Source organism: Comamonas sp. 7D-2 (genome assembly GCF_022749555.1).
In the GTDB taxonomy this organism is placed as follows: domain Bacteria; phylum Pseudomonadota; class Gammaproteobacteria; order Burkholderiales; family Burkholderiaceae_C; genus Comamonas; species Comamonas thiooxydans.
In genome coordinates this window covers 5066471-5089623 of the sequence record NZ_CP094238.1, presented here as the reverse complement: position 1 = coordinate 5089623, position 23153 = coordinate 5066471, and the positions used below count along the sequence as shown (strand labels likewise).

The 23153-nt window shown below is 61.7% G+C and carries 23 protein-coding genes; 16 read left to right on the top strand and 7 right to left on the bottom strand.

What is annotated here, in order from left to right; genetic code table 11:
* Window positions 1–14 precede the first annotated feature (14 nt).
* From MPZ60_RS23405 to MPZ60_RS23375, 7 genes are read left to right on the top strand one after another with little or no spacing between them, the layout of a single operon-like run.
* Window positions 15–1352, top strand: coding sequence for a histidine kinase (locus MPZ60_RS23405; RefSeq protein ID WP_231905884.1), 1338 nt, complete (start codon window positions 15–17; stop codon window positions 1350–1352).
* Window positions 1349–2683 (top strand): CpaF family protein, encoded by a 1335-nt coding sequence (locus tag MPZ60_RS23400; RefSeq protein ID WP_034355119.1) that lies wholly within the window; start codon window positions 1349–1351, stop codon window positions 2681–2683. Before MPZ60_RS23405 ends, MPZ60_RS23400 begins: the two co-directional genes overlap by 4 nt.
* The gene (locus MPZ60_RS23395; RefSeq protein WP_034355116.1) at window positions 2676–3641 is read left to right on the top strand and encodes a type II secretion system F family protein; all 966 of its coding nucleotides are present in this window, start codon (window positions 2676–2678) and stop codon (window positions 3639–3641) included. The genes MPZ60_RS23400 and MPZ60_RS23395 overlap by 8 nt, the downstream gene beginning before the upstream one ends.
* Window positions 3641–4594 (top strand): type II secretion system F family protein, encoded by a 954-nt coding sequence (locus tag MPZ60_RS23390; protein ID WP_034355112.1) that lies wholly within the window; start codon window positions 3641–3643, stop codon window positions 4592–4594. Before MPZ60_RS23395 ends, MPZ60_RS23390 begins: the two co-directional genes overlap by 1 nt.
* Complete coding sequence (locus MPZ60_RS23385) at window positions 4591–6267, top strand: tetratricopeptide repeat protein (protein WP_034355108.1); 1677 nt, start codon at window positions 4591–4593, stop codon at window positions 6265–6267. The genes MPZ60_RS23390 and MPZ60_RS23385 overlap by 4 nt, the downstream gene beginning before the upstream one ends.
* Window positions 6268–6284: 17 nt before the next feature.
* Window positions 6285–6710, top strand: a complete 426-nt coding sequence (locus MPZ60_RS23380) for a DUF3613 domain-containing protein (protein WP_034355104.1) — start codon at window positions 6285–6287, stop codon at window positions 6708–6710.
* Between the two features lie 21 nt (window positions 6711–6731).
* A complete protein-coding gene (locus tag MPZ60_RS23375) occupies window positions 6732–8303 on the top strand; it encodes a pilus assembly protein TadG-related protein (protein WP_034355101.1) in 1572 nt (523 codons plus the stop codon).
* On the opposite strand, the gene MPZ60_RS23370 is transcribed toward MPZ60_RS23375, so the two are convergent.
* The 6 genes from MPZ60_RS23370 to apaG all read right to left on the bottom strand — a co-directional run bounded on the left by MPZ60_RS23370 (window position 8297) and on the right by apaG (window position 14585).
* Window positions 8297–8797, bottom strand: a complete 501-nt coding sequence (locus MPZ60_RS23370) for a CinA family protein (protein ID WP_034355098.1) — start codon at window positions 8795–8797, stop codon at window positions 8297–8299. The genes MPZ60_RS23375 and MPZ60_RS23370 overlap by 7 nt on opposite strands.
* 23 nt (window positions 8798–8820) lie before the next feature.
* Complete coding sequence (locus MPZ60_RS23365; RefSeq protein WP_080746148.1) at window positions 8821–9414, bottom strand: phosphatidylglycerophosphatase A; 594 nt, start codon at window positions 9412–9414, stop codon at window positions 8821–8823.
* A 21-nt stretch (window positions 9415–9435) separates the two neighbouring features.
* Entirely contained in the window at window positions 9436–11052 is a 1617-nt protein-coding gene (locus MPZ60_RS23360; protein WP_034355095.1) for a DUF4139 domain-containing protein, read from the bottom strand.
* A 99-nt stretch (window positions 11053–11151) separates the two neighbouring features.
* Entirely contained in the window at window positions 11152–12129 is a 978-nt protein-coding gene (thiL, locus tag MPZ60_RS23355) for a thiamine-phosphate kinase (protein WP_034355092.1), read from the bottom strand.
* 61 nt (window positions 12130–12190) lie between these two features.
* Window positions 12191–14158: a site-specific recombinase gene (locus MPZ60_RS23350; protein WP_034355089.1), complete on the bottom strand. Its 1968-nt coding sequence runs from the start codon at window positions 14156–14158 to the stop codon at window positions 12191–12193.
* A 19-nt stretch (window positions 14159–14177) separates the two neighbouring features.
* Entirely contained in the window at window positions 14178–14585 is a 408-nt protein-coding gene (apaG, locus tag MPZ60_RS23345) for a Co2+/Mg2+ efflux protein ApaG (RefSeq protein ID WP_034355086.1), read from the bottom strand.
* Between the two features lie 31 nt (window positions 14586–14616).
* Between apaG and rpe the strand changes: the two genes are divergently transcribed.
* From rpe to speE, 3 genes are all read left to right on the top strand, one after another.
* On the top strand, window positions 14617–15297 hold the full coding sequence (gene rpe / locus MPZ60_RS23340) for a ribulose-phosphate 3-epimerase (RefSeq protein WP_034355083.1): 681 nt from the start codon (window positions 14617–14619) through the stop codon (window positions 15295–15297).
* Between the two features lie 196 nt (window positions 15298–15493).
* Window positions 15494–16177 (top strand): phosphoglycolate phosphatase, encoded by a 684-nt coding sequence (locus MPZ60_RS23335; protein WP_034355080.1) that lies wholly within the window; start codon window positions 15494–15496, stop codon window positions 16175–16177.
* Window positions 16178–16315: 138 nt separating this feature from the next.
* Entirely contained in the window at window positions 16316–17581 is a 1266-nt protein-coding gene (gene speE, locus MPZ60_RS23330) for a polyamine aminopropyltransferase (RefSeq protein WP_034355077.1), read from the top strand.
* A gap of 1 nt (window position 17582) precedes the next feature.
* Here speE and MPZ60_RS23325 read toward each other — a convergent pair whose 3' ends face one another.
* Window positions 17583–18188, bottom strand: coding sequence for a chalcone isomerase family protein (locus MPZ60_RS23325; RefSeq protein WP_034355074.1), 606 nt, complete (start codon window positions 18186–18188; stop codon window positions 17583–17585).
* A gap of 444 nt (window positions 18189–18632) precedes the next feature.
* Here MPZ60_RS23325 and trpE point away from each other — a divergent pair, with 444 nt between their 5' ends.
* The 6 genes from trpE to trpC all read left to right on the top strand — a co-directional run bounded on the left by trpE (window position 18633) and on the right by trpC (window position 23150).
* Window positions 18633–20132 (top strand): anthranilate synthase component I, encoded by a 1500-nt coding sequence (trpE, locus tag MPZ60_RS23320; protein WP_034355345.1) that lies wholly within the window; start codon window positions 18633–18635, stop codon window positions 20130–20132.
* Entirely contained in the window at window positions 20129–20458 is a 330-nt protein-coding gene (locus tag MPZ60_RS23315; protein ID WP_034355072.1) for a chorismate mutase, read from the top strand. Before trpE ends, MPZ60_RS23315 begins: the two co-directional genes overlap by 4 nt.
* Window positions 20459–20462: 4 nt before the next feature.
* Window positions 20463–21044 carry an aminodeoxychorismate/anthranilate synthase component II gene (locus MPZ60_RS23310; RefSeq protein ID WP_034355070.1) on the top strand — a complete coding sequence of 194 codons (582 nt, stop codon included), beginning with the start codon at window positions 20463–20465 and terminating at the stop codon, window positions 21042–21044.
* 111 nt (window positions 21045–21155) lie between these two features.
* Complete coding sequence (gene trpD, locus MPZ60_RS23305) at window positions 21156–22199, top strand: anthranilate phosphoribosyltransferase (RefSeq protein ID WP_122974741.1); 1044 nt, start codon at window positions 21156–21158, stop codon at window positions 22197–22199.
* Complete coding sequence (locus MPZ60_RS23300; RefSeq protein ID WP_242881955.1) at window positions 22196–22357, top strand: hypothetical protein; 162 nt, start codon at window positions 22196–22198, stop codon at window positions 22355–22357. The genes trpD and MPZ60_RS23300 overlap by 4 nt, the downstream gene beginning before the upstream one ends.
* Window positions 22350–23150 (top strand): indole-3-glycerol phosphate synthase TrpC, encoded by an 801-nt coding sequence (gene trpC / locus MPZ60_RS23295; protein ID WP_034355065.1) that lies wholly within the window; start codon window positions 22350–22352, stop codon window positions 23148–23150. The genes MPZ60_RS23300 and trpC overlap by 8 nt, the downstream gene beginning before the upstream one ends.
* Window positions 23151–23153: the final 3 nt, after the last annotated feature.

Genomic DNA, 23153 nt, shown 5'->3' with positions numbered 1-23153 from the left:
GCATGAATATGCGCATGGACTCATCCCAGCTCAATACCGCGCAGCCAGGGGCGGCGAGAGGCAATGCACGAGTGGTGCTGGTCACCCAGTCGCCATCGCACGCTTTCTGGCTTGCGAGTGCTCTGGGTAGCGATGCGGAAGTGATACCGGTGGCAGGCGATCTGGCTGCGCTTCACACTGCGATTTCGGCGCCAGGGCTTGGCGTGGTGGTAGTGGATTTCTCGGCTCCCATGACGGAGGCTGCCATCGTCCTGGTCAGCGATCTGCGCGTCATATTCCCTGGGGTGGTGATCATGGGGGCTGGATCCGCCGTAGAGCCAATGTCCATGCGCGCAGCCCTGCGCTGTGGTGTGGCTGAATTCATTGACTGGGATGCGTCCGAAAGTGAGGCCAGCGTCGCCATCAGGCATCAGATGCATGTACGCAGTCAGCTGCCTGCGGCTGTAGCTCTGGAGCAGGAAACAAAAGGTTTCTCACTGCCTTTGCTGGGGGCACGTGTAGGGATGGGAGTGACTACGCTGGCAACGCATCTGGCCGTGATGTTCCAGGAAATGCATGCCTATGACGTGAGAGGCGCCAAGAACAAGAAACAGCTTGCCAGGCCTTTTGGTGCAAGTCAGTTGCCGCTGGATGAGTCCGCACATGCGGTATTGCTGGATCTGGGCTTGCCTGCACGCGATGGCTTGCTGTATCTGGGCATCGCTGGTGACTTCAGTTTTGTGGATGCGGTTCAGAACACGCGCCGCCTGGACGCGACATTGATCGAATCGGCCTTTGCCAAGCACTCCACGGGCACTGTGACTCTGGCCTGGCCTTCCGATCTGGGCATGCTGCGCGAAGTCAGCCCTGCAGCTGCAGCGGGCGTAGTCAACACGCTCAAGAGCTTGCTTGGGGTGCAGGTGATTGATCTGGGCGGCATGGTGCAGGCTGATTTTCTGGCGCCTTTGCTGCGCGAGAGCGGACAGGGCTGGGTGGTTTGTGACCAGTCGCTGGGAGGCATTGTGTCTACGGCACAGATGCTCAAGGAGCTTGATGCCAAGGGTGTGAATCGCAGCACGCTCAAACTGGTGCTCAACCGCTTCAATTTGCAGGCCGGCCTGCCAGCCAAAGAGGTCGCGCAGCGCCTTGGTCTGGAATTGCTGCACGTGGTTCCGGATCGATCCACGGTTTTGCTGAATGCCGCCAGCTGTGGACAGTTGTTGTCGCAGTCGCTGCGCGGTGATCCCTATGTGACCTGTGTCAGAAGCATGGCCAGAGCATTGCTCAGCGGAGCGGTTGCTGCCGACAAGGTCGCAGCGCCAGCGTCGGGCGTTCTGGGGCAATGGGCCAAGCGATTGAGGAGAGGCGAATGAGCATGGACATTGTTTTCGCCGAAAAAGGCAGTCATTTTTCGGACTCGAAGCAACTGCTGCTGATCAAGAACGTCGCACACGAGCATTTGCTGACGCGTGTGGAGGAGCTTGGCGCGGTGTTTGCCAAATGGTCAACCAGTCGTGTGCGCCAGTTTGTACACCAGGAACTGGAGCAGTTTGTGCGTCAGCAGCGGTTTCCCGTCAATGACGAGGAGGTGCAATGGATTGCGCAGGCTCTGAATAAGGAGCTGTCCGGGCTGGGGCCGCTTGATGACCTGATGGCCGACCCGGAGGTCGAGGACATTCTGATCAACGGCTATCAGCGCGTCTTTGTCTCGCGCAAGGGAATTTTGCAGCAGGAGGCCTTGCATTTCACCGACAACGCCCATGTGTTGCGCATCGTGCGCCGCATCATCTCTCCCTTGGGTCGCCGCCTCGATGAATCCACGCCCATGGTCGATGCGCGCTTGCCGGATGGAGGGCGTATCAATGTGGTGATAGAGCCCTTGTCGCTGGACGGGCCGGCGGTGTCGATACGCAAGTTTCGCAATGATCCTCTGCGGGTTCAGGATCTGGTCGATTTCGGCACCATGGACGAAGGCATGGCCCGCTTGCTCGAGCTGGCGGTGCGTGAGCGCTGCAATATTCTTATCAGCGGCGGCACCAGTTGCGGCAAGACCTCCATGCTCAATGCGATTGCGGGTTTTATCCCCGCCAATGAGCGGGTGGTGACGATTGAGGATACGGCCGAGCTGACGCTGCCTCATCCGCATGTGGTGCGCATGGAAAGCCGTCCCGGTGGCTTTGAAGGCGCGGGAGTGGTTTCCATTCGGGATCTGCTGCGCAACAGCTTGCGCATGCGCCCGGATCGCATTGTGGTGGGCGAGGTGCGCGGCGCGGAAGTGCTGGAGATGTTGCAGGCCATGAACACCGGCCACGACGGCTCCATGGCCACCATCCACGCAAGCTCTCCGCGTGAGTGTCTGCATCGCATGGAGATGCTTGCCGGTTTTGCGGGCTTTCAGGGCAGCGAGGTCAGCCTGCGCCGCCAGATTGCCAATGCGCTCGACTTCATCGTGCAGATCAGCCGCCTGCCTAATGGCAAGCGGCGCATCACATCAATTACCGAAGTCACGGGCATCATCGATAGCGTGATTGCCACGCAGGAGCTCTATCGTCACGAGCTGCTGCCGCAACCCGACAGCGAGGATCTGGAGCGCTGGACCACGCTGGGCATGGTGCCGCATACGCCCAAGCTGACACGCTATCGCGCGGTGCTGCAGCACGCCGGAGGCAACGGCGCAAACCATGCGGGACTGCGCCATGGCTAGCAATGCGTTTTTGCTCCTGAGTCTGGCGCTGCTGATTGCGGCTGCCGCGATTGCGCTGTGGATGCTTGCCAGCCGGCAGCAGAGGACGCACCGTATGACCAGGCATCTGGAGCAGAGCCTGGAAAAAAGCGCGGCCGCTGCGGCCGGGTTTGTCGCCAAGGATGCGACATCGGCTTTTGATGGTTCAGTGGCGGATGCCTTACTGGGCAACGAGAAAAGAACAGGCTGGCCGGTTCCCGCCATTTTGTTGGGGACGGCCAGTGCCAGACTTTTCTATGGCAGTCTGGCCTTGATTGTCGCGGCGTTTCTGATCGTTGGCTTTGCTGCTGGCTGGCTGGCCGGTAGTGCGGCGCTGGTGGTATTGGTAATTGGCTTTTTCTTTTTGCTTTACACGCGGGCACAGAAGTACCGCACCAGGCTCACGCAGCAACTGCCCGGTTTTCTTGATAACACGGTGCGCCTGGTGACCATTGGCAACTCCGTTCAGGCAGCCTTCCAGATGGCTGCAGCCAGCACCAAAGACCCGTTGCAGTCGGTCATGGAAAAAGCCGCCAGTCTGGCCCGCGCGGGCATGGATCTGGAAAATGCGGTGGCCCATGTAGCGAGGCAGACCAGGCTGGACGAGCTGCACTTGCTGGCAGCTATTCTGCGCATCAGCGTGCGTTATGGCGGCCGGGTCGATCTGCTGCTGGAGCGTGTGGCCAATTTCATGCGCGACCGCGAACAGGCCGAGCAGGATCTCTCTGCCATGACGGCCGAAACGCGTCTGTCCGCCTGGGTGTTGAGCCTGCTGCCGGTGGCCGTGTGCTGTCTGATCATTTCCTTCAATGCGAGCTACTTTTTGAATATGTGGAATGACGCCAGTGGCCGCAACATCATCTGGGCAGCAGCTGCTTTGCAGGTCTTTGGTGTGCTGCTGCTCTACCGCATGGCCAAGCTCGATGAGGGGGCAGATTGATGGAGACATCCCGTCTTTTGCTGATGCTGAGCGTGGCATTTCTGGCCTTGGCGGCGCTGATCGGGGCGGCTTTGATTGCCTATGCGCATCAGCGACGCGAACGCAGCAGTCAGGTGGTGCGGGATGCACTGAGCCGCAGCGGCGCGGCTGCGGCGAATGAGGCTGCTACGCCTGCCAGGCCCGCAGATCTGCTGCGCTCGCTCAATGGCGATGGCGAGCTGCCTGCGCACTGGCTCAATACCTCGCTTGGCAAGGCGTTGGTTGCACAGGAAGATCGCATTTTGCTGAGCAAATGCGGCTGGGGGTCGACTCGCGCGCAGCTGCAGTATTTGATAGCGCGCTGCGTGGTCTCTGTATTGTTTTCGCTGCTTGCTGCCTTTGTTTTTTCGGGTAGCAAGCAATTTCTGCTCTACCTGTTTGCAGCGTTCACCATAGGCTTTCTGCTTCCCAAATGGGTGCTGCGCAGCGTGGCTCGCCGCCGCAGGGCTAGCGTCGCCCGCGAGCTGCCTTTGCTCGTCGATTTGCTGGGCTTGCTGCAAGGCACGGGCATGAGTCTGGACCAGACTCTGCAGGTCATAGGCTCTGACTTTGGCAATGTCATGCCTGTGCTTTCGCGAGAGATACAGCTGGCCAACCAGCAGTACAGCCGGGGCAGCACGCGTGAGCGTTCCTTTGGGCGCATGAGCGAGGTCTATCAGAACGACAACCTGGCCAATCTGACATCGCTGATGATTCAGATCGACAGATACGGCGGAGCCGTGCAGGAGCCGCTGCGCATTTTTGGCGAACGTCTGCGCGAGCAGCGCAAGGCCAAGATGAAGGAGTTGATAGGAAAGATCTCGGTCAAGATGACTGCCGTCATGGTGGTGACGCTGCTTCCGGCCCTGATCATCATTACAGCCGGACCGGGGTTCCTTGCCGTGATTCGGGCGCTGGGAGGGATGACGAAATGAAAAAAGAAAGCCGATATCTGATGCTGCCATTGGCCGCTGCAACCATGGCCCTGCTGTCGGGCTGCTCCAGCATGGGTAATTTGCTGGGGCAGAACCAGCCCGTGTTGTCGCCCGCAGCCAAGGCAGCAGCAGACAGACCGCTGGAGAAGGAGGCGGTGGTCGACACGCAGGACACTTACCTCGCTCTGGTCAAGCAGATGCAGTCCAAGTCGCTCTGGTATGCCTCCATTGCGCACCTGGATGCGCTGGACAAGCAGTGGGGCGCTTCCAGCGATTCGCGGCTGTTGCGTGCCGATGCATTGCGTCAGGTGGGGCAGCTCAGTGCGGCCATCCCCATTTACCAGGGCCTGCTGGGCAGCGCCAAGGACGGAGCCGCACGCTACGGCCTGGGCCGTGTGGCCGCAGAGCAGGGCGACTTTCGCAGTGCCGCTCTGCAGATGGAGCAGGCGCGCATGAGCAATCCCGTGGACTCGCGCCTGTTGACCGATCTGGGCTATGCCTATCTGCGTGCGCGTGATCTGAATGCAGCGCGCATCCCCTTGATGCAGGCGGCGCAGCTCAACCCCGAGGACGCTCAGGCCAATGTCAATCTGAGCCTGTTCATGATGGTCAGCGGCCAGGGCGCACAGGCTGAGGAATTCATGCGCCAGCGCAAGCTGGATGCACAGACCCAGCAACTGGTCAAGGAGCAGGCTGGGGAGTGGTTGAGGGCTGCAAGCCTGGCCGCGGCAAAGCCTGCCGCGGCTGCGACCGGCAAGGTCGTCAACCTCTCCCGTCCGGAAGTGAAGACCGCGCCCGAGGCCGTGGCCAGTTCCGGGAAATCCGCCGAAGTGCCGGAGCCTGCTGCAGCGCAGGAGGTGCCCGCCGCAAAAAAGCCCGCACCGGAGCCTGAAGCCGCAAAGGCTCCGGTAGTGGTAGTCAAGGCAGCGGAGTCTGTGCAGCCTCCTGCTCAAACGTCCCAGCCCCCGTTGCCGCTGCCCGCAGCTGCGCCCATGATGGCGCGGAATGTGGAGCGGGGGCTCAGTGGTGGTCAGTGGATGGTCTCTGGCGGCAGCTTCGATGCAGGGCGACCACGTCACCCTGGTCAGGGGGCGAGCCAATTGATGCCAGCAGCTCCGCAAACCTATGCCTACGCGCCGCCTGTGCCTGTGCAGACAATTGACGCTCCTGTCGATGTAGCGGCTGCCGCTCCATTGGAAAGGATTCAAGAGTCAAATCGACCTGAAGTTTCCATACTTAAAGCGCAACAAGCTCCTGCATTGATAGCAAAAGTGGCGCCACCCCTGGAGGTGGCCGTGGCAACGGCTTCTCAGTCCGCGAAGCAGGAGACGCCCAAGCCTGCGCAGCCTCTACTTACCGAGGCGATGCCCGTAAAACTGCAGCAGACGCAGGCGGTACCGGCTCCGCGCGCCGAGCCTGCACCGCAGCCCGTGATCTCGCGCCAGCCCGTGCGCCCGACAAGATCAGTGCCGGACGCTGCGGTGGTGATGGCGGCGGCACATCCTGCCGCTGTTCGCCAGGCCGGTGAATCCGGTAGCAAACAGGCTGTGCAAGCCCTGCTGCCCCAGCGCGCAGCGGCGGGCGGCTTGTTCTTCGAGACACCCGATGAAGATGCCGGCAGCAAGCCTGCAGCTTCTGCCAAGAAGAGTGCGCCCGAACGTGCCTGGCCCTGAACCTTCAAGGAGTCCCCATGAATATGCAGACAGCATTCACCCAACGGGCCCGCGCATTCACCCTGACGTTGATGGCACTGGGCATGGCCTCGGCCGTCTTGGCGCAGGCCGGCAGCAATACCGGCTCCAGCACAGGCGTGACCAATATGAGTGCGCCCCGAAGTGCGGCGGTGACGCCCACTGCAACAGCTCAGGCAGCAGTGACGCAGACACCAGCTCCCGGCAATGCTTCCCTGACACCGTCCGCAAGCAATCGGGTGGGCGACGCCACCAGCTATCTGCTGGCGCTGCAGGCCAGTGGTCAGTACGCATCGCGCAATGCCTATCCCGTGACAAGCGATGTGGCCCAGCGTACCTATCAGCGCTATCTCGAGAGTTTTACCTACAAGATTCCGGAGAGCTCTGAAACACAGGTGGGTAGTACAACCAGCGGCAGTCGCTAGCCGTCAACAGAGGCTCTCTGCATGCAGTCTTTTGCCAAAGGCCTGGGTCCTGCTCCCATGCGTCGCCAGTCGGGCTCGGTGGCGATGCTGGGGGCGTTGTGGCTGATGATTGCCGTGATCTGCCTGGCAACCATCGATATCGGCAATGTGTTCTGGCAGAAGCGCGAGCTGCAGAAGATGGCGGATCTGGCGGCGCTGGCCGGGGCCAGTGGCACACCTCGCAGCGGAGCATGTCAGTCGGTGGCGGCAGATAGCATTCCAAGAAATGGGGGCATTCCATCGGAATTAGTGAGCACTGCGGAGGGGCGTTGGGAAGTCAGAACCGGATTGACGTCAGAGCAGTATTTCGTCGCAGGACAGGCGCCGTTGAATGCCTGCAAGGTGCAAGTGGCCAGAGTGGTCCCCTACTTGTTTCTTTTCGGAGCGGACTTGGATGCGGGGGTGCGACAAGTAACGGCATCTGCCACGGCTTTTCGCGCTCCACGTCTCGCACGCCTTTCCGTACGGTCTACCTTGCTAGAGCTGGATACGACAAAGTCGGACTTGCTGGACGCCGTGATTGGAGGAATGCTGGGAGGCAGCATTAAGCTGGGTGCGGTTGGTTGGCAGGGTATCGCGGGTGCCGATATCAATCTGCTCAAATTTCTGGATGCATTGAAGATTCGTGGCTCACTGAATGTGGGCAGTTACGATGAAGTCGCCAACGCAAAAGTGTCTCTTAGCAACTTCATGCTTGCCATGGCAGACGTATTGCCTCAGCAAGGAAATGCTGCGGCGGTTACGGCCTTGAAGATATTGGCCGCCGGGGTCGGGCAAATCCAATTGGCATTGGCGGATGTCTTGAAGCTGGGAACGGGACTGGGAACAGATGCGTTGCGTACGGATGTGAACGTGCTGGATATGGTCACCTTACTGGCTCAGTTTGCCAATAGCAAAAGTGCGGCCAAGGTAGGAGTTAATCTGGATCTAGGACTGGTTCATGCGGGCGTGAATCTCAAAGTCATAGAGCCTGCGCAGAGTGCGATTGGAGATCCTGACAGAGATGTCATTGAAGCAAAGACATCCCAAATCGACCTTGTGGTTGGATTGGGCCTGAACGTTTTGTTTGTAGCAGGTGTCAATCTGTCTTTGGACGTGAAGATTGCCCAAGGCACAGCGCGAGTAACGGGCTATCAGTGTTCGAACCCTGGTAAGTCTCTGACTGCCTTGGGACAAACGGGGCTGGGTAAGGTGGTGTTGAAAGGAGATGTGGCATTGTTGTTTTCCATTGTCAAAATTCCGGTAGAAATCTCACTGCCTTTAGATTCAAAGCCTCAGACCTTGTTTTTCAACAGCCCTTCTCCTCCTAGGCTTGATAAGCCAGCGATTTGGCTCACTATCGTGCAAGGAGATTTGGTAGGTAGCTTGGTTTCTGCACTGAAAAATCTATTAGGTCCAGGACTGGGTGATTTGCTAGCGCTGGTATTGAAGCCGCTGACATATGCACTCGAGTCGATACTGAATTTGCTGCTGAACCTTTTGGGTTTGAGTTTGGCGCAAACAGATATTGGGGCACAACTCAATTGCGACACCAATGTGGAGTTGGTTTATTGATCGGACATCAGCAGTCGTGTCAGGTCGTGTAGTGCTATATGTGTAGTTATCTCTCGGATTTTCTGGCGAGAGCCATGGAGTGCAAGACGTCGTGTATTAGAGGTATCCGAGGTGCTCCACCCCACCCACACCGTCCCCACTGGCTTTTCAGCAGAGCCTCCGCTAGGGCCCGCAATCCCCGTCACGGCAATGCTGACCTGGGCGCGTGAGTGACGGATGGCGCCTTCAGCCATGGCGCGCACGACTTCCTCGCTAACGGCGCCGTGCTTTGCGATCAGCTCGGCGGGCACGCCTAGCATTTCGGTCTTGGCCTCGTTGGAGTAGGTCACGAAGCCACGCTCGAACCACTGGCTGGAGCCTGCGAGATCGGTGCAGGCTGCGGCAATCATGCCGCCGGTGCAGCTTTCGGCAGTGGCCAGCATCCAGCCTTTTTCGGTCAGTCTGGCCGCCAGTTGCTGAACCAGTTCTTCGATATTGGCTTCTTGTTTGCTCATCGTCTCCTCCAGGACTCACGCGGTCAGAAGAAATGCCGCCAGAGGGCCACGACCAGCAGGGTGCAGAAGGCAGCAACCAGGTCATCCCACATGATTCCCCAGCCGCCGCGCAGGCCGAAGCCTTTGAACAGGCGGTCTGCCCATTTGACGGGTTGGGGCTTGACGGCATCAAAAAAGCGGAACAGCGCAAAGCAGGTGAGCTGCCCCCAGAAGCCCATGGGCATGCACAGCCACAGAACAATCCACATGGCGACCACTTCGTCCCAGACGATATGGCCGGGGTCGGCCACGCGCATATGCTTTGCGGTGACGGTGCAGGCCCACCAGCCTACGGGAATGCTGGCGGCAATCAGCCAGCCGATCTGTGCCGGGCTCAGCCACAGTGCCAGCACCAGATAGGCCAGCCAGGCCCACAGGCTGCCCACCGTGCCGGGGGCGACGCGGGGCAGGCCGGAGCCAAAGCCCAGAGCAATCAGATGGGCCGGGTGTTGCAGCATGAACTTCACGCTGGGGTGGGCGATTCCCGCCGCATTCATGCCGAGGTGTGCTTTGTTATTGATAGCTGCTTGCGCAATATCGGCAGGCGCTGCAGCGCTGTTTGATGAGTCATCCGTCATGACGTGATGATAAGCGCAGGCTTATTGCAGGCCGGTAATGGGCTGGTTTTCGGGAAAGCGGATCTGGTGCGTGGCCTGGAATTGGGCCGTGCTGCGGGCGGCCAGATTCTGCTCCCAGGCAACCGTGCCGTTTTGCGCATTCCAGCTGGTGGTGGCTGGCTGCGGGCTGTATTGCGACTGCACCTTGATCTGCTCATTGCGTGAAACAGGGGCCGAGTCCAGCACCTGCAGTGCGATGGGCTGGTTGTGACGGTTTTCGACGGCGTAGCTGCGCACGATGCTGCGCTCAGTCTTGCTGCTGACCCAGCCGCCGCTGCCGGTATGGCTTTGCGCAGGCAGGCGGCGTACCACCACGTTCTCATCGCGGCCAAAAGACAGTCCTTGCGCCAGTGCCTGGGCGTTGCCAAAGTCCAGCCTGCCATTGCCAACCAGTGCCTCGTCACGGAACAGTGCTACCGGGCCCGCCGGCCAGATGCCTGGCGGAGCCTGTAGCGTGGCAATCAGATAGGCCGCCTCTTCCATGGCCGGCGCGGTGCGAGTCAGCAAGCTGGTGGCCAAATTTTCCTGACCTAGCGACAGCGTGATGCGCTCGGCGCTGGAGGGCACGCTGATCTTGTACGGCACGATGAATTGCGTGCTGTAGGCCGTGTTGATGCTGGAGACATCGAGCACCGGCAAGTCCGGTGCCACTGCCTCCTCGCGCATCGCCCGGGCTCCGCTGCGCGCCATCATGGCGACGGGGGCTGGTGCCGGAGCGGCGGGGGGCATTGGTTGCGCGATATCCACCGTCCAGGGGCGCGGCATGACACCCTGGGTGCTGCGGCTGGGTTGGCCGGTGGACAGGCGCAGGCGCACATTGCTCCAGTCCTCGCCACTGGCCTGCACGACCAGGGCCTGGCGCTCCAGCTGCACCTGCTGCTTGGTGGTGTTCAACTGAGCGCGGTAGCTAGGCTGCCAGCTGGGGCCGCGCACCTGATAGCTCAGGCGCACATTGGCAGCGCGTGCGCTGGCCAGCTGCACGCTGACTTTCATGACCTGAGACTGCTCGGAGCCCGTGCGGTCGCGCTCCTGGCGCAGAGGCTGCAACTGCGCCAGCAGATCCTGCTTCTGGCGCTGAATCTGGTGAGCACGCAGGCTGTTGTCGCGGCTGGTCTGGCGCAGGGCCTGGCTGGTGCCGGCGATCTGAGCGGGGCTGATTCTGGCTTCGTCGCCGGGCTTGCTCATGCCCTGCAGAAAATCGCCCACCAGCCTGGCTGCGCTTTCTTCGGCCTCGATGTTCGCGAGCAGATCCTCAAGGCTGCGAATCTGCTGGTCCAGCGGGCTGGTGCACTCCTTGGCAGCCATCTGCCTGGACTGCATCAGGGTCTTGATCTCACCCACGCGCACGCCTTCATCTCCGCTGATCTGCAGGCTTTGTGTGTCCACGCTGGCGGGCAGGCATTCAAAGCTGAGCAGGCGTGTCTGGGCGTCGATGCGAGCCTCGCGCTGTACGGCGGCGATGCCGGGATAGAGCGTGACTTCGGTGATGGGCGCGCGATTGCCCGAGACACTGAGGCTGCTGGCGTCGGCCAGGGCGAGCCCGGGCAAAGCAGCTGCGACACAGACCATGGATACGGGCAGAAGACGGCTTGAACGCATTGGGCAGCTCTTGTGGATAGCGAGGGCTTGAGCTTAACCCAGGGCTCTGGGCGCGCCGCTTGTCAGGTGCCGGCCGCCTCCTGCCCGCGTGCTCGGCGTTCAGCTGCCGAAGTGGTCGAAGGATTTCCAGCGGTTTTGCAGCAGGGCTCCATTTGCGTCGATCACGCGCAGGCCCGGCTCGGCATCGATGCGGCCTATGCGATGCACAGTCGTGCCGCTGGCAGCGCCTGCAGCCAGCACGTCGGCATGCCGGGCTGCGGGGGCAGTAAAACACAGCTCGTAGTCATCGCCGCCGGCCAGTGTGCATTGCAGTTGCAGCTTTGAATCGAATTGCCATGCATCGCTTTGCGGATAGGCGGCTGCGGCCATCAAGGGCGTGGTGCAGCGGCTGTCTACCGTGGCGCCGACGCTGGACAGCTCCAGGATATGGCCGAGATCGCCGAGCAGACCGTCGCTGACATCCAGCGCGCTGCTGGCAATGCCGCGCAGCGCCAGGCCCAGGGCCACGCGCGGCGTGGGCGCTTCCAGCCGCTGGCGGGCCTGCTGCAGCAGCTCGGCAGGCAATTGCACGCGGCCCAGCATGGCCTCCAGTGCTAGGCGTGCATCGCCCAGATTGCCGCTGACCCAGATCTCATCGCCGGCCCTGGCGCCGCTGCGCAACAAGGCCTGGCCGGCAGGGACTTCGCCGAACACGGTAATACAGATATTGAGCGGTCCGCCCGTGGTGTCGCCGCCGATGAGTTCGCAGTCATGGGCATCGGCCAGGGTCAGCAGGCCGGTTGCAAATTCGCTGATCCAGGCCTCGTCGGCACGGGGCAGAGACAGGGCCAGCGTGAACGCCAGAGGCCTGGCGCCGCTGGCGGCCAGGTCGCTGAGATTGACGGCCAGAGCCTTGTGACCCAGCAGGCGCGGGTTCACGTCGGCAAAGAAATGGCGGCCCTCGACCAGCATGTCGCTGGAGATGGCCAGCTGCATGCCGGGGGCCGGGGCCAGCAGCGCGCAATCGTCGCCCACGCCCAGGGCGGCGCGACGTACGGGGCGTTGGAAGTAGCGGCGGATCAGATCGAATTCACCCATGAAGTCTCTGGCCGCCCGCGATGCTGCGGCCTGGTGGCCGCTGGTCGGCGGCGGTTAAAGGTCAAGGCCAGAAAAAGCTCAGCGGCCTGCGCCAGAAGCGCTGGCGTATCGCCTTGTAGATGCGCGAGCGGTCCACGCCGCTGACGTTGTGGGCACGCAGGGCGACGCGGAAAGCCAGATAGAAGCTCACCCCCACGTTCAGCGCCGCATTGAAGGGCAGCATGGCCATGGCCCACCACAGCAGGTCGTCATGCAGCACCTCCCAGCCCAGCGATGCCACGGCCACGCCGATCTGGCCCGTGGACAGGGTGACGTGGCGCACTTCCAGTCCCAGACCGAAGAAGGCCGCAAATGCAGGCACCAGCCCCAGCATGAAACCCAGAGCGATATTGGATGCCAGGCTGGAGACATTCTTGCGCAAGAAGCTTGCCCAGCGATCCGCGCGGCCCGTGCCCAGAAAGCGAGTGATGCGCGGGTTGTAGCGAATCACCGAATCGATGTTGCGCAGCACAAACCAGTTTTCCGCACCACCGGCAATCAGGCTGCTGACAAACAGCAGCACGCCGGTAAAGGCGGCGAAGAGCACCGACGGCCCCAGCAGACTCAGCGAGTCCAGCACCTGACGCGCATGCGGGGTGCTGAGCGCCTGATGACCGACAAGATAGGCATAGCCCAGCGACAGCAGCAACGCACCGGGGAAGACGATGAGCACGTTGCCCAGAATGGCCGCCACCTGGGAGCGCACCAGATGGGCGACTTCGTCGACGAACTCCTGGATGGAGCCATCACTTTGGATGTCCTTGAGCTTGGCCGCCATGGCCGGCGCCGTCATGGCCGGCTGCTTGGTGGCCACCGTGAAGTGCAGCATCTGGATCAGCACAAAGCTGATGGCGTAGTTGAAGCCCGCAGCCAGTCCCGACCAGAAGACGGACAGGCCCAGCGCATACAGTGCAAACTTGGCCAGCGTGGTGAAGGCCATCACAAAGCCGCCACCCGCGGCCTTGGCAACCATCTTGCGGTATTCGCTGCCGTCGCGGGTGATGTAGTGCTCGCCGGTTTCGGCACTGCGCTCGGCCACCTTGGCTGCCAGCAGCGATGAGTTGGTGGACATCAGCGCGCGCACGCTGCGCCGCTCTATGCCCACGGCCACGAGGTTGGAGAGCAGCTCTGACGTCTCGTAGGCGCGGTCTTCTGCCAGCAGGCAATCGAGCAGGCGGCGAATGCGCAGAATGCGCGCACGCACCTGGCGCAGGCGGAAGATCAGGCCGACGGAAATGCCTTCGGCCTCGACATAGGAGTAGACCGACGATACGGCGGCGCGGCAGGCCTCGAGCCGTTCGCGCAGCTGGGCGGCTGCGGCGTCGCGCCTGTCGGTGGTGCGCAGCGGCAGCATGACCTCCACACGCAGGTTCTCCACATCGTGGATCAGCGCATGAAACGGTTTTTCCTCGCGTGCCTGCTCGCTCATGCGCAGACGCAGCTCTGGGGCAAACCCCGTGGAGAGAATCTGGCCCGCGCAATAGGTGATGGCATCCAGCAGGTTGCGCTCCCAGAAGCTCACACCTTCTTCGAGCTGTTGCGGGGTCAGCAAGGTGGTGATGCGGGCCATGAGTTGGCTGTCCAGCGCATGCAGCCAGCGGGCGTCGAAACGGTCGGGAAAGACCAGCATGAACAGCTCGGAGGCATCCTCGGTCTCGGGCGTGCTGGGCAGCAGCTTGTAGCGCAGGCGCTCGGCCACTTCGCTGGCCATGGCCGTGCGCGGGGCAAAGCCGAAATCGGCCAGCAGGGCGGTGATGTCCACCGTCTCCATCAGCGTCTGGCTCCAGCGGCGCAGCCGGGACAGGGCCTCGGGATCGGCCTCGAAGGCCTCGACGATCTGTTTTACGCGCTGCACGGCGCCTTCGACAGAGGGTTCGGCTGCGCGTATCCATTCGGCCAGATGGATCAGCCACAGATGGCGTTGCGCAAGGCCTGCATCGGGGTCCAGGGACGCCAGCAGGCCGGGCAGGTCAAGAGTGCTTTTCTTCATGCAAATGTGGGTGCTTGCCTCAGTGCAGAACGCGCTTCTCAGGCATGGGCATGGGGTCGCCGGACTCATTCATCTGCAATACGAAGAGCGGAATCTCGCAGTCGAAGGTCTCGCCCTCGTGGTTCACGCAGAGATAGCTGCCGCGCATGGTGCCCGTGGGCGTGCGCAGTTGGCAGCCGCTGCTGTATTCAAAGGATTCACCAGGCTGCAGCAGCGGCTGTCGGCCCACCACGCCCAAGCCTTTGACCTCTTCGACATGGCCCAGCTCGTTGGTGATGATCCAGTGCCGCGCAATCAGCTGCGCCGGCACCTCACCCGTGTTGGTGACGGTAATGGTGTAGGAAAACACATAGACGCCGGCGGCCGGGGCAGATTGCTCAGGCAGGTAGGCGGGCTGGACTTGGACCAGAAACTCATTCATCGGCATGAGCTAATGGTAACTGCGACAATTGCAATCCATGAGCCCCACCTACCGTATTGCCCCCTCCATCTTGTCAGCCGACTTCGCCCGTCTGGGTGAAGAAGTGCGTAATGTCATTGCGGCCGGCGCCGACTGGATCCACTTTGACGTGATGGACAACCATTACGTGCCGAATCTGACCTTCGGCCCCATGATCTGTCAGGCTTTGAAGCCCCATTCGGTCACACCCGATGGCAAGCCCGTGCCCATCGACGTGCATCTGATGGTGCAGCCCGTGGACGATCTCGCCACGGCCTTTGCCAAGGCAGGAGCGGACTACATCAGCTTCCACCCCGATGCATCGCCGCATGTGCACCGCAGCGTTCAGAACATCAAGGCCCACGGCTGCAAGGCCGGTCTGGTGTTCAATCCCGCCGCGTCGCTGGAGGTGCTGGACTGGATGATCGAAGACATCGACCTGATCCTCTTGATGAGCGTGAACCCTGGCTTCGGCGGTCAAAGCTTTATTGATAGCACGCTGCGCAAGATCGAAAAGGCCCGCAAGTTGATCGATGCTTCTGGCAAGGACATTCGCCTGGAAGTGGACGGCGGCATCAAGGAAGCCAATATCCGCGCCGTGGCCGATGCCGGTGCCGACACCTTTGTGGCTGGCAGCGCCATCTTCGGCAAGCCGGATTACAAGGCTGTCATCGACACCATGCGCAAGAATCTTGCCTGACTCCCGCTTAAGGCGCTGCGCCCCGCAGCTCCTTTGCACTGAGGCGGCGAAGCCGCCCAGGTCTGGCTCGCTGTCCTGGCTTCGGCTGCGCTTGATGCAAGAGCGCGGCTTTTGGAGTCGGGGCATGGAAGTTTTAGTGTTTTTGGCTGCAAGCCCAGTATTGAAAAGAGCATGCAGCTATTGAATTGATAGTTGTATGAAGCTGAATCTGCCTGCTCCCGCCGCCGCCCTGGAACTGGATGCCGTCATGGTCGACCTCGATGGCACCATGGTGAATACGCTGGGCGACTTTGCCGAAGCGCTCAACCGCATGCTGGCCGATCTGCAACTGCCGGCCATCAAGCCGCAGATCATCGAAAACATGGTGGGCAAGGGCAGCGAGCATCTGATCCGTTCCGTGCTGGCGCATGTGGAGGCCATGGATATCGATGCCCTGTATCCTCGGGCTTGGCAGCGTTACGAACACCATTACCTGGCCATCAACGGCCAGTTTGCCGATGTCTACCCTGGCGTGGCCCAGGGTCTGCAGGCTCTGCGCTCCCGGGGCCTGCGCATGGCCTGCCTGACCAACAAGCCTCTGTCCTTTGCCCAGCCCCTGCTGGCCGCCAAGGGGCTGGACGGCTTTTTCGACTGCGTGTTCGGTGGCGACTCCTTCCCGCGCAAAAAGCCCGACCCCATGCCGCTGGTCGAAACCTGCAAGGCCTTGGGCAGCGAACCCGCGCGCACGCTGATGGTGGGCGACTCCAGCAACGATGCCCAGGCTGCCCATGCCGCCGGCTGCCCCGTGGTGCTGATGACCTACGGCTACAACCACGGCCAGCCCATCACGGCTGTCGAGGCCAGGGCTCATCTGGATTCGTTGGAACAGCTTGTGGTGTGATGCCGTCTGTTGGTCCGCATATCTGGCAGGAAAGAGTGCGGATAAGCATATTTGCTAGAGTCATTTGCTTTGTTTGAACCAATGTCGGCTCGTGCATCGCCTTGCAGCCGGCAGAGAACGAAGGGGGACTCACGCCACATGCATGGACTGCACCTGACTGCCGACCTTTATCAATGCGCAGGCTCCGAGCGCTACATGCTCGATGCCGACGCCATCGCCGGGCTTTGCCGCGAACAGACTGCGGCCTCGGGGCTGACCCTGGTGGATGACACCTGGGTGAAGTTCCCGCCCTATGAAGGCCAGCCCGGTGGGGTGACGGGTACGGTGCTGTTGGCGGAGTCCCATCTGGCCATACATACCTGGCCCGAGACGGGTAGTGTCACCATTGACGTCTATGTGTGCAATTTTTCCGCCGACAACTCGGGCAAGGCCCGCCGTCTGATGGAAGGCGTGATCGACGCTTTTGTGCCCAAAAAGGTGCTGCGCCAGCAATTGATGCGCGGAGACATCGGCATGGCGCAGCCGGCAGACCATGCCGTGGACCCTGCACCCGAGCCTGAATCCGGCTGGGCCCTGGAGCAGCTCACGCCCCATGCACGCTTTGGCTATCGCGCCACGGCGTTGCAGACGCTGCAGACCCCATACCAGAAGCTGGAGTTGCTGCAGACGCCGCAGTTCGGCAAGGTGCTGCGTCTCGATGATTGCTTCATGACTTCCGAGGGCGAGGAGTTCTTCTATCACGAGGCCCTGGTGCACCCGGTCGCCACGGCCCACCCCGCGCCGCGCAAGGCATTGATTCTGGGCGGCGGCGACGGTGGTGCCGCCGAGGAGCTGCTCAAGCATCCGAGCATCGAGCGTGTGGTGCTGGCCGAGCTGGACGAGGCCGTGGTGCAGTTCTCGCGCCAGCATCTGCGGTCCGTGCATCGCGGCGCGCTCGATGATGCCCGTGTTGAGGTCTGCATAGGCGACGGTCTGGCCCTGATGGAGGCAACGGATGAGCGCTTTGATCTGGCACTGATGGATTTGACCGATCCCGATACCCCGGCCAGCGCCCTGTATGCGCCCGACTCGCTGGCACGCATGAAGCGCGTGCTGGCGCCGGGCGGCGCGCTGGTGCTGCATCTGGGCAGCCCTGTCTTCCACGGTCCGCAGGTGGCCGAACTGGTACGCAGCCTGCGTCAGCAGTTTGCCGTGGTGCGCTGCTACGGCCTCTATATTCCGCTTTACGGCGCTTACTGGGGGCTGGCCGTGGCCTCCGATGAGCTGGATCCGCTGGAGCTGAAGGCGCAACAAGTGGCCGAGCGCCTCAGGCAGCGCAAGGTGAGGGATCTGCAGTACTACAACGAGCAAGTGCACGGCGCGCTGTTTGCGCTGCCCAACTATTACCGCGAGCTGCTCAAGTGAGTCAGCCAGCCTCGCCCAGCAGCGCTTTCTTGAGCTGCTGATCGGCGGGCTTGGGACCCAGCCAGATGCCCAGCAGGGCGTTGAAGAACTCGGGCTCTTTGAAAGCCTCGCCCTGAGGCTGGCCCTTGACGGTCACGATGGCGCCCTGGCCGGGCAGCCAGTCCACCATGAAGCTCTCGCCCGCAAGCAGTTTTTTGTGCTGGGTGAAGATCTCGCTCATGCGCATCACCCCCGGAATCAGCTTGGAGAAGGCGGCGCGCTCCATATTGTCTTCCATGCCGCGCGAGAACAGCTTGCCCAGCTCGGCCGAGTCGATATCGCGCAGCATGGTCACGCTGATACGCTTGGGGCCGGGCAGGGCGGCGATTTCCTGCAGGCTGCGCGCCGGCTTTTCCAGGTACAGGCCGGCGGTATAGACCTTGAAAACAGCCTTGTAGCGGGTGCCTGCGCCATTGAGTTCCAGCGTCCTGCCCTGGGACTGCAAGCTGGGGGCATAGATGACACCGTGAAGTTTCACGGGCTCGGAGGGCATGCCTTGTGCCTGAGCGGCCGGGCAGGCAAGAGCGGCAGCCAGCAGCAAGGCTGGCATCAAACGGGCACTGGGCATGGCGGTCTCCTCGTGATTTCCGGTCGAGCAGTTCTGGTGACCGCTTCGCTTGCACGCCGTGGGCGAGCGTTCCGGTAAAAACGGTATGTTTGTTTTTGTCCGCGATGGCTGCAATCAGGTCTGTCCCCAGCAAAGGGGGAGTTGCACGGCATCGGAGCGCTATTGTTTGCGCGGCGGCGCTATGCGCTACACTGTCCGCATCATGTTCATTCATCGCACGTTCAATGCAGGTTGTGGAGACCGGGGAGCCTGGCCCTGGCGTAAGCCTGCACATCCGAACTGCTGAAGCACCCGGCACGAGCCCGGCGTGCACCCCGCGGCCCCATGCGTTGCATACTTCGGGCCAATTGGAATGAACCGGCGCATCCTCTCTTCAAACGCGTCATCTGCCCGTAATCAATCCGTGCAGATGCACCATGCGCCATGACTACCGGAGCTTCTCCCGTGATCACGGAACTGGAATTCAAATCGCTTGCGGCCCAAGGCTATAACCGCATCCCGCTGCTGATCGAGGCCTTTGCCGACCTCGAAACCCCGCTGTCCCTCTATCTCAAGCTCGCCCATGCCAATGGGGACGGCAAGTACAGCTTCTTGCTGGAATCCGTCGTCGGTGGCGAGCGCTTCGGCCGCTACAGCTTCATCGGCCTGCCGGCACGCAGCTTTGTGCGCGCCTCTGGCTTCGGCGACCAGGCCAGGACCGAGGTCGTGACCGATGGCAAGGTGGTGGAGACAGCCGGCGGCAATCCGCTGGACTTCATCGCGGCCTATCAGCAGCGCTTCAAGGTGGCCGTCACGCCCGGCATGCCGCGTTTTTGCGGCGGCCTGGCCGGCTATTTCGGCTATGACGCCGTGCGCTACATCGAGAAAAAGCTGGAGAACAGCTGCCCGCCAGACAGCCTGGGCACGCCCGACATCATGCTGCTGCAGTGCGAAGAGGTCGCCGTCATCGACAACCTCTCGGGCAAGCTCTACCTCATCGTCTACGCCAACCCCGGCGAGGCCGAAGCCTATACCCGCGCCAAGAAGCGACTGCGCCAGCTCAAGGACCAGCTGCGCTATTCCGTCAGCGCGCCGCAGATTCGTGCCGGCGAGAGCTATCCCGCAGAGCGCAGCTTCGACAAGCAGGACTATCTGGACGCCGTGCAAAAGGCCAAGGAGCTGATAGCGGCGGGCGACTTCATGCAGGTGCAGGTGGGCCAGCGCATTCACAAGCGTTTCACGGCCTCGCCGCTGTCGCTGTATCGCGCGCTGCGCTCGCTCAACCCCAGCCCCTATATGTACTTCTACCATTTCGGAGATTTCCATGTGGTGGGGGCCAGCCCGGAGATTCTGGTGCGCCAGGAGCGCACGCCCGACGGCCAGAAAGTCACGATTCGTCCCCTGGCCGGCACCCGTCCGCGCGGCAATACGGTGGAGGCCGACAAGGCCACCGAGCAGGAGCTGATTGCCGATCCCAAGGAGCGTGCCGAGCATGTGATGCTGATCGATCTGGCGCGCAACGATATCGGCCGCATTGCCAGGACAGGCAGCGTCAAGGTGACCGAGGCCTTTGCCGTGGAGCGCTACAGCCATGTCATGCATATCGTGAGCAATGTGGAAGGCATCTTGCAGGACGGCATGGACAATATGGATGTCTTCAAGGCCACCTTCCCCGCAGGCACGCTGACGGGCGCTCCCAAGGTGCATGCCATGGAAATCATCGACCGGCTCGAACCCAGCAAGCGCGGCATCTACGGCGGCGCCTGCGGCTATCTGAGCTTTGCCGGCGACATGGATCTGGCGATTGCGATCCGTACCGGCGTCATCAAGGACAACGTGCTCTATGTGCAGGCCGCTGCCGGCGTGGTGGCCGACTCCGTGCCCGAGCTGGAGTGGAGAGAGACCGAGCACAAGGCCCGCGCTCTGCTGCGCGCCGCAGAACTGGTTGAGGAAGGTCTGGAATGAGCCAAGCCATTGATCTGGTGCAGCACTGCACCACCATGGAAGATGTGCGCCGCAATGTGAATGCGCTCGACGATGTGCTGGTACCGCTGCTGGTCACCCGCATCGGCTATATGCAGCAGGCAGCGCGCATCAAGGGTGATGCGAGCCAGGTGCGCGATGAGGCGCGCATCGAAGCCATCGTCAGCCGCGTGCGTGAGCGCACGGTGCAGGAGGGCGGCCAGCCCGATGTGATGGAGACCGTCTATCGCGCACTGATGGAAGCCTGCATCGACTACGAACACCAGGAATTTGCGCGTCTGCGTGAACCCAGGAAATCAGGGGAGTAAGACCATGAAACTGCTGATGGTCGATAACTACGACAGCTTTACCTACAACATCGTCCAGTACTTTGGCGAGCTGGGCGCGGAGGTGACCGTGGTGCGCAATGACGAAACCACGGTGGCCGAAGTCGAGGCGCTTATCGCGCGCGAAGGCATCGAGCGGCTGGTAATCTCGCCCGGCCCCTGCTCGCCCAACGAGGCGGGCATCTCGGTGGCGGCGATCAAGCATTTCGCGGGCAAGCTGCCGATTCTGGGTGTCTGCCTGGGTCACCAGAGCATTGGCGCGGCCTTTGGCGGCGACATCATCCGGGCGGGCCAGCAGATGCATGGCAAGACCAGCGTGATCAGCACCGACCAGAAGGGCGTGTTTGCCGACCTGCCAAGGCAGTTCACGGTCAACCGCTATCACTCTCTGGTCATAGACCGCAGCACGCTGCCCGAGTGCCTTGAAATCACGGCGACCAGCGAAGATGGTGAAATCCAGGGGGTGCGCCACCGCGAGCTGGCCATCGAGGGCGTGCAGTTCCACCCCGAGAGCATTCTGACCGAGCATGGTCATGCCATGCTGAAGAACTTTCTCGATCAGAAATAACAGCCGATTTATTGATAGCTGCTAGCGCATGTCATTGCTTGATTTCAGATTGAAAACAATAGGAATGCAAGTGAAGGAAAGCGTAAGCAGCTCTCAAAAATATAGAGAGATATTGCAATGATCACTCCCCAGGAAGCGCTGCAGCGGACCATCGAGCATCGTGAAATCTTCCATGACGAAATGCTGCATCTGATGCGCATGATCATGCGCGGCGAGCTCTCGCCCGTGATGACGGCCTCCATCATCACCGGCCTGCGCGTGAAGAAGGAAACCATTGGCGAGATCTCGGCTGCGGCCGAGGTGATGCGTGAGTTCTCCAACAAGGTGAACGTGCACGACAAGAGGAATCTGGTCGATATCGTCGGCACCGGCGGCGACGGCGCCAACACCTTCAACATCTCCACCTGCTCGACCTTTGTGATTGCGGCGGCGGGCGGCAAGGTGAGCAAGCATGGCGGGCGCAGCGTCAGCAGCAAGTCGGGCAGCGCCGATGCCATGGAGGCGCTGGGCGTCAACATCAACCTCAACGCCGCACAGATCGCCGATTGCATACGCGATGTGGGCATAGGCTTCATGTTTGCGCCCAACCATCATCCGGCCATGAAGAACGTGGCCCCTGTGCGCAAGGAACTGGGCGTGCGCACCATCTTCAACATCCTGGGCCCGCTTACCAACCCGGCATCTGCGCCCAATATCCTGATGGGCGTGTTCCACGAAGACCTGGTCGGCATTCAGGTGCGTGCCCTGCAGCGCCTGGGTGCCGAGCATGCGCTGGTCGTCTACGGCCGCGACGGCCTGGATGAGATCAGCCTAGGCGCGGGCACGCTGGTCGGCGAGCTCAAGGACGGCGTGGTGCGCGAGTATGAAGTCCATCCCGAGGACTTTGGCCTGCGCATGGCTGGCACGCGTTCGCTCAAGGTCGAGAATCCCGAGGAGTCCAAAGCCATGCTGATGGGCGTGCTGCAGGGTGAGCAAGGCCCGGCACGCGATATCGTCTGTCTCAACTCCGGCGCCGCCCTCTATGCCGCCAATGTGGCCGGCTCTATCGAAGAGGGCCTGGAGCGTGCGCAACAGGCCATCGATAGCGGCGCGGCACTGGCCAAGCTCAATGAGCTGGTGGCCTATTCGCAAAAGCTTGGCCAGGCAGCGGCATGAGCCTGCTGGATGCGCCCATCTGGAGTGATGCCGGCACCTGGATCTTGCTGGGCCTCTCCCTGCTGTTCATCGTGGTGGGCATAGGCATGCACCGCGTCATCGTGAAGGTCTTGCGCGGCCCAGCGGATGCCGCCACCAACAAGGAAAACCATGTCTGACATTCTCAAGAAAATCTGCGACGTCAAGGTCCAGGAAGTTGCTGCCGCCAAGAAGGCCGTGCCGTTTGCCGAGATGCGCCGCGATGCGGAAAGCCGTGTCTCCACGCGCGATTTCGTGGGCGCCATCCGTGCCAAGATTGCCAAGGGACAGGCCGGCGTGATTGCCGAAGTTAAGAAGGCCAGCCCCAGCAAGGGCGTGATCCGTCCCGACTTCGATCCTGCAGATATCGCCCAGAGCTATATGGTGGGCGACGGCAAGATCAGTGCGGCCTGCCTGTCGGTGCTGACCGATCGCCAGTTCTTCCAGGGGCAACCAGACTATCTCAAGCAGGCCCGCGCGAGCACGCTGCTGCCGGTGCTGCGCAAGGACTTCATGGTCGACCCCTATCAGATCTACGAATCGCGGGTGATGGGCGCCGACTGCGTGCTGTTGATCGCTGCCTGCCTGGACGATGCGCAGATGGCGGAGATGGAGCAGATTGCGCACAGCCTGGACATGGATGTGCTGGTGGAAGTGCATGACGGCGAGGAGTTGCAGCGCGCTCTCAAGCTCAAGACGCCGCTGGTGGGCATCAACAACCGCAATCTGCGCACATTCGAGGTCGATATTCAGACCACGATTGCCCTCAAGAAGGATGTGCCCGCCGATCGCCTGCTGGTGACCGAGTCCGGTATCCTGAGCCGCGACGATGTGAAGACCATGCGTGACGCCGGCATTGACGCCTTCCTGGTGGGCGAGGCCTTTATGCGTGCCCGCGAGCCGGGCGAGGCCCTGGCCCAGTTGTTTCAGTGAGCG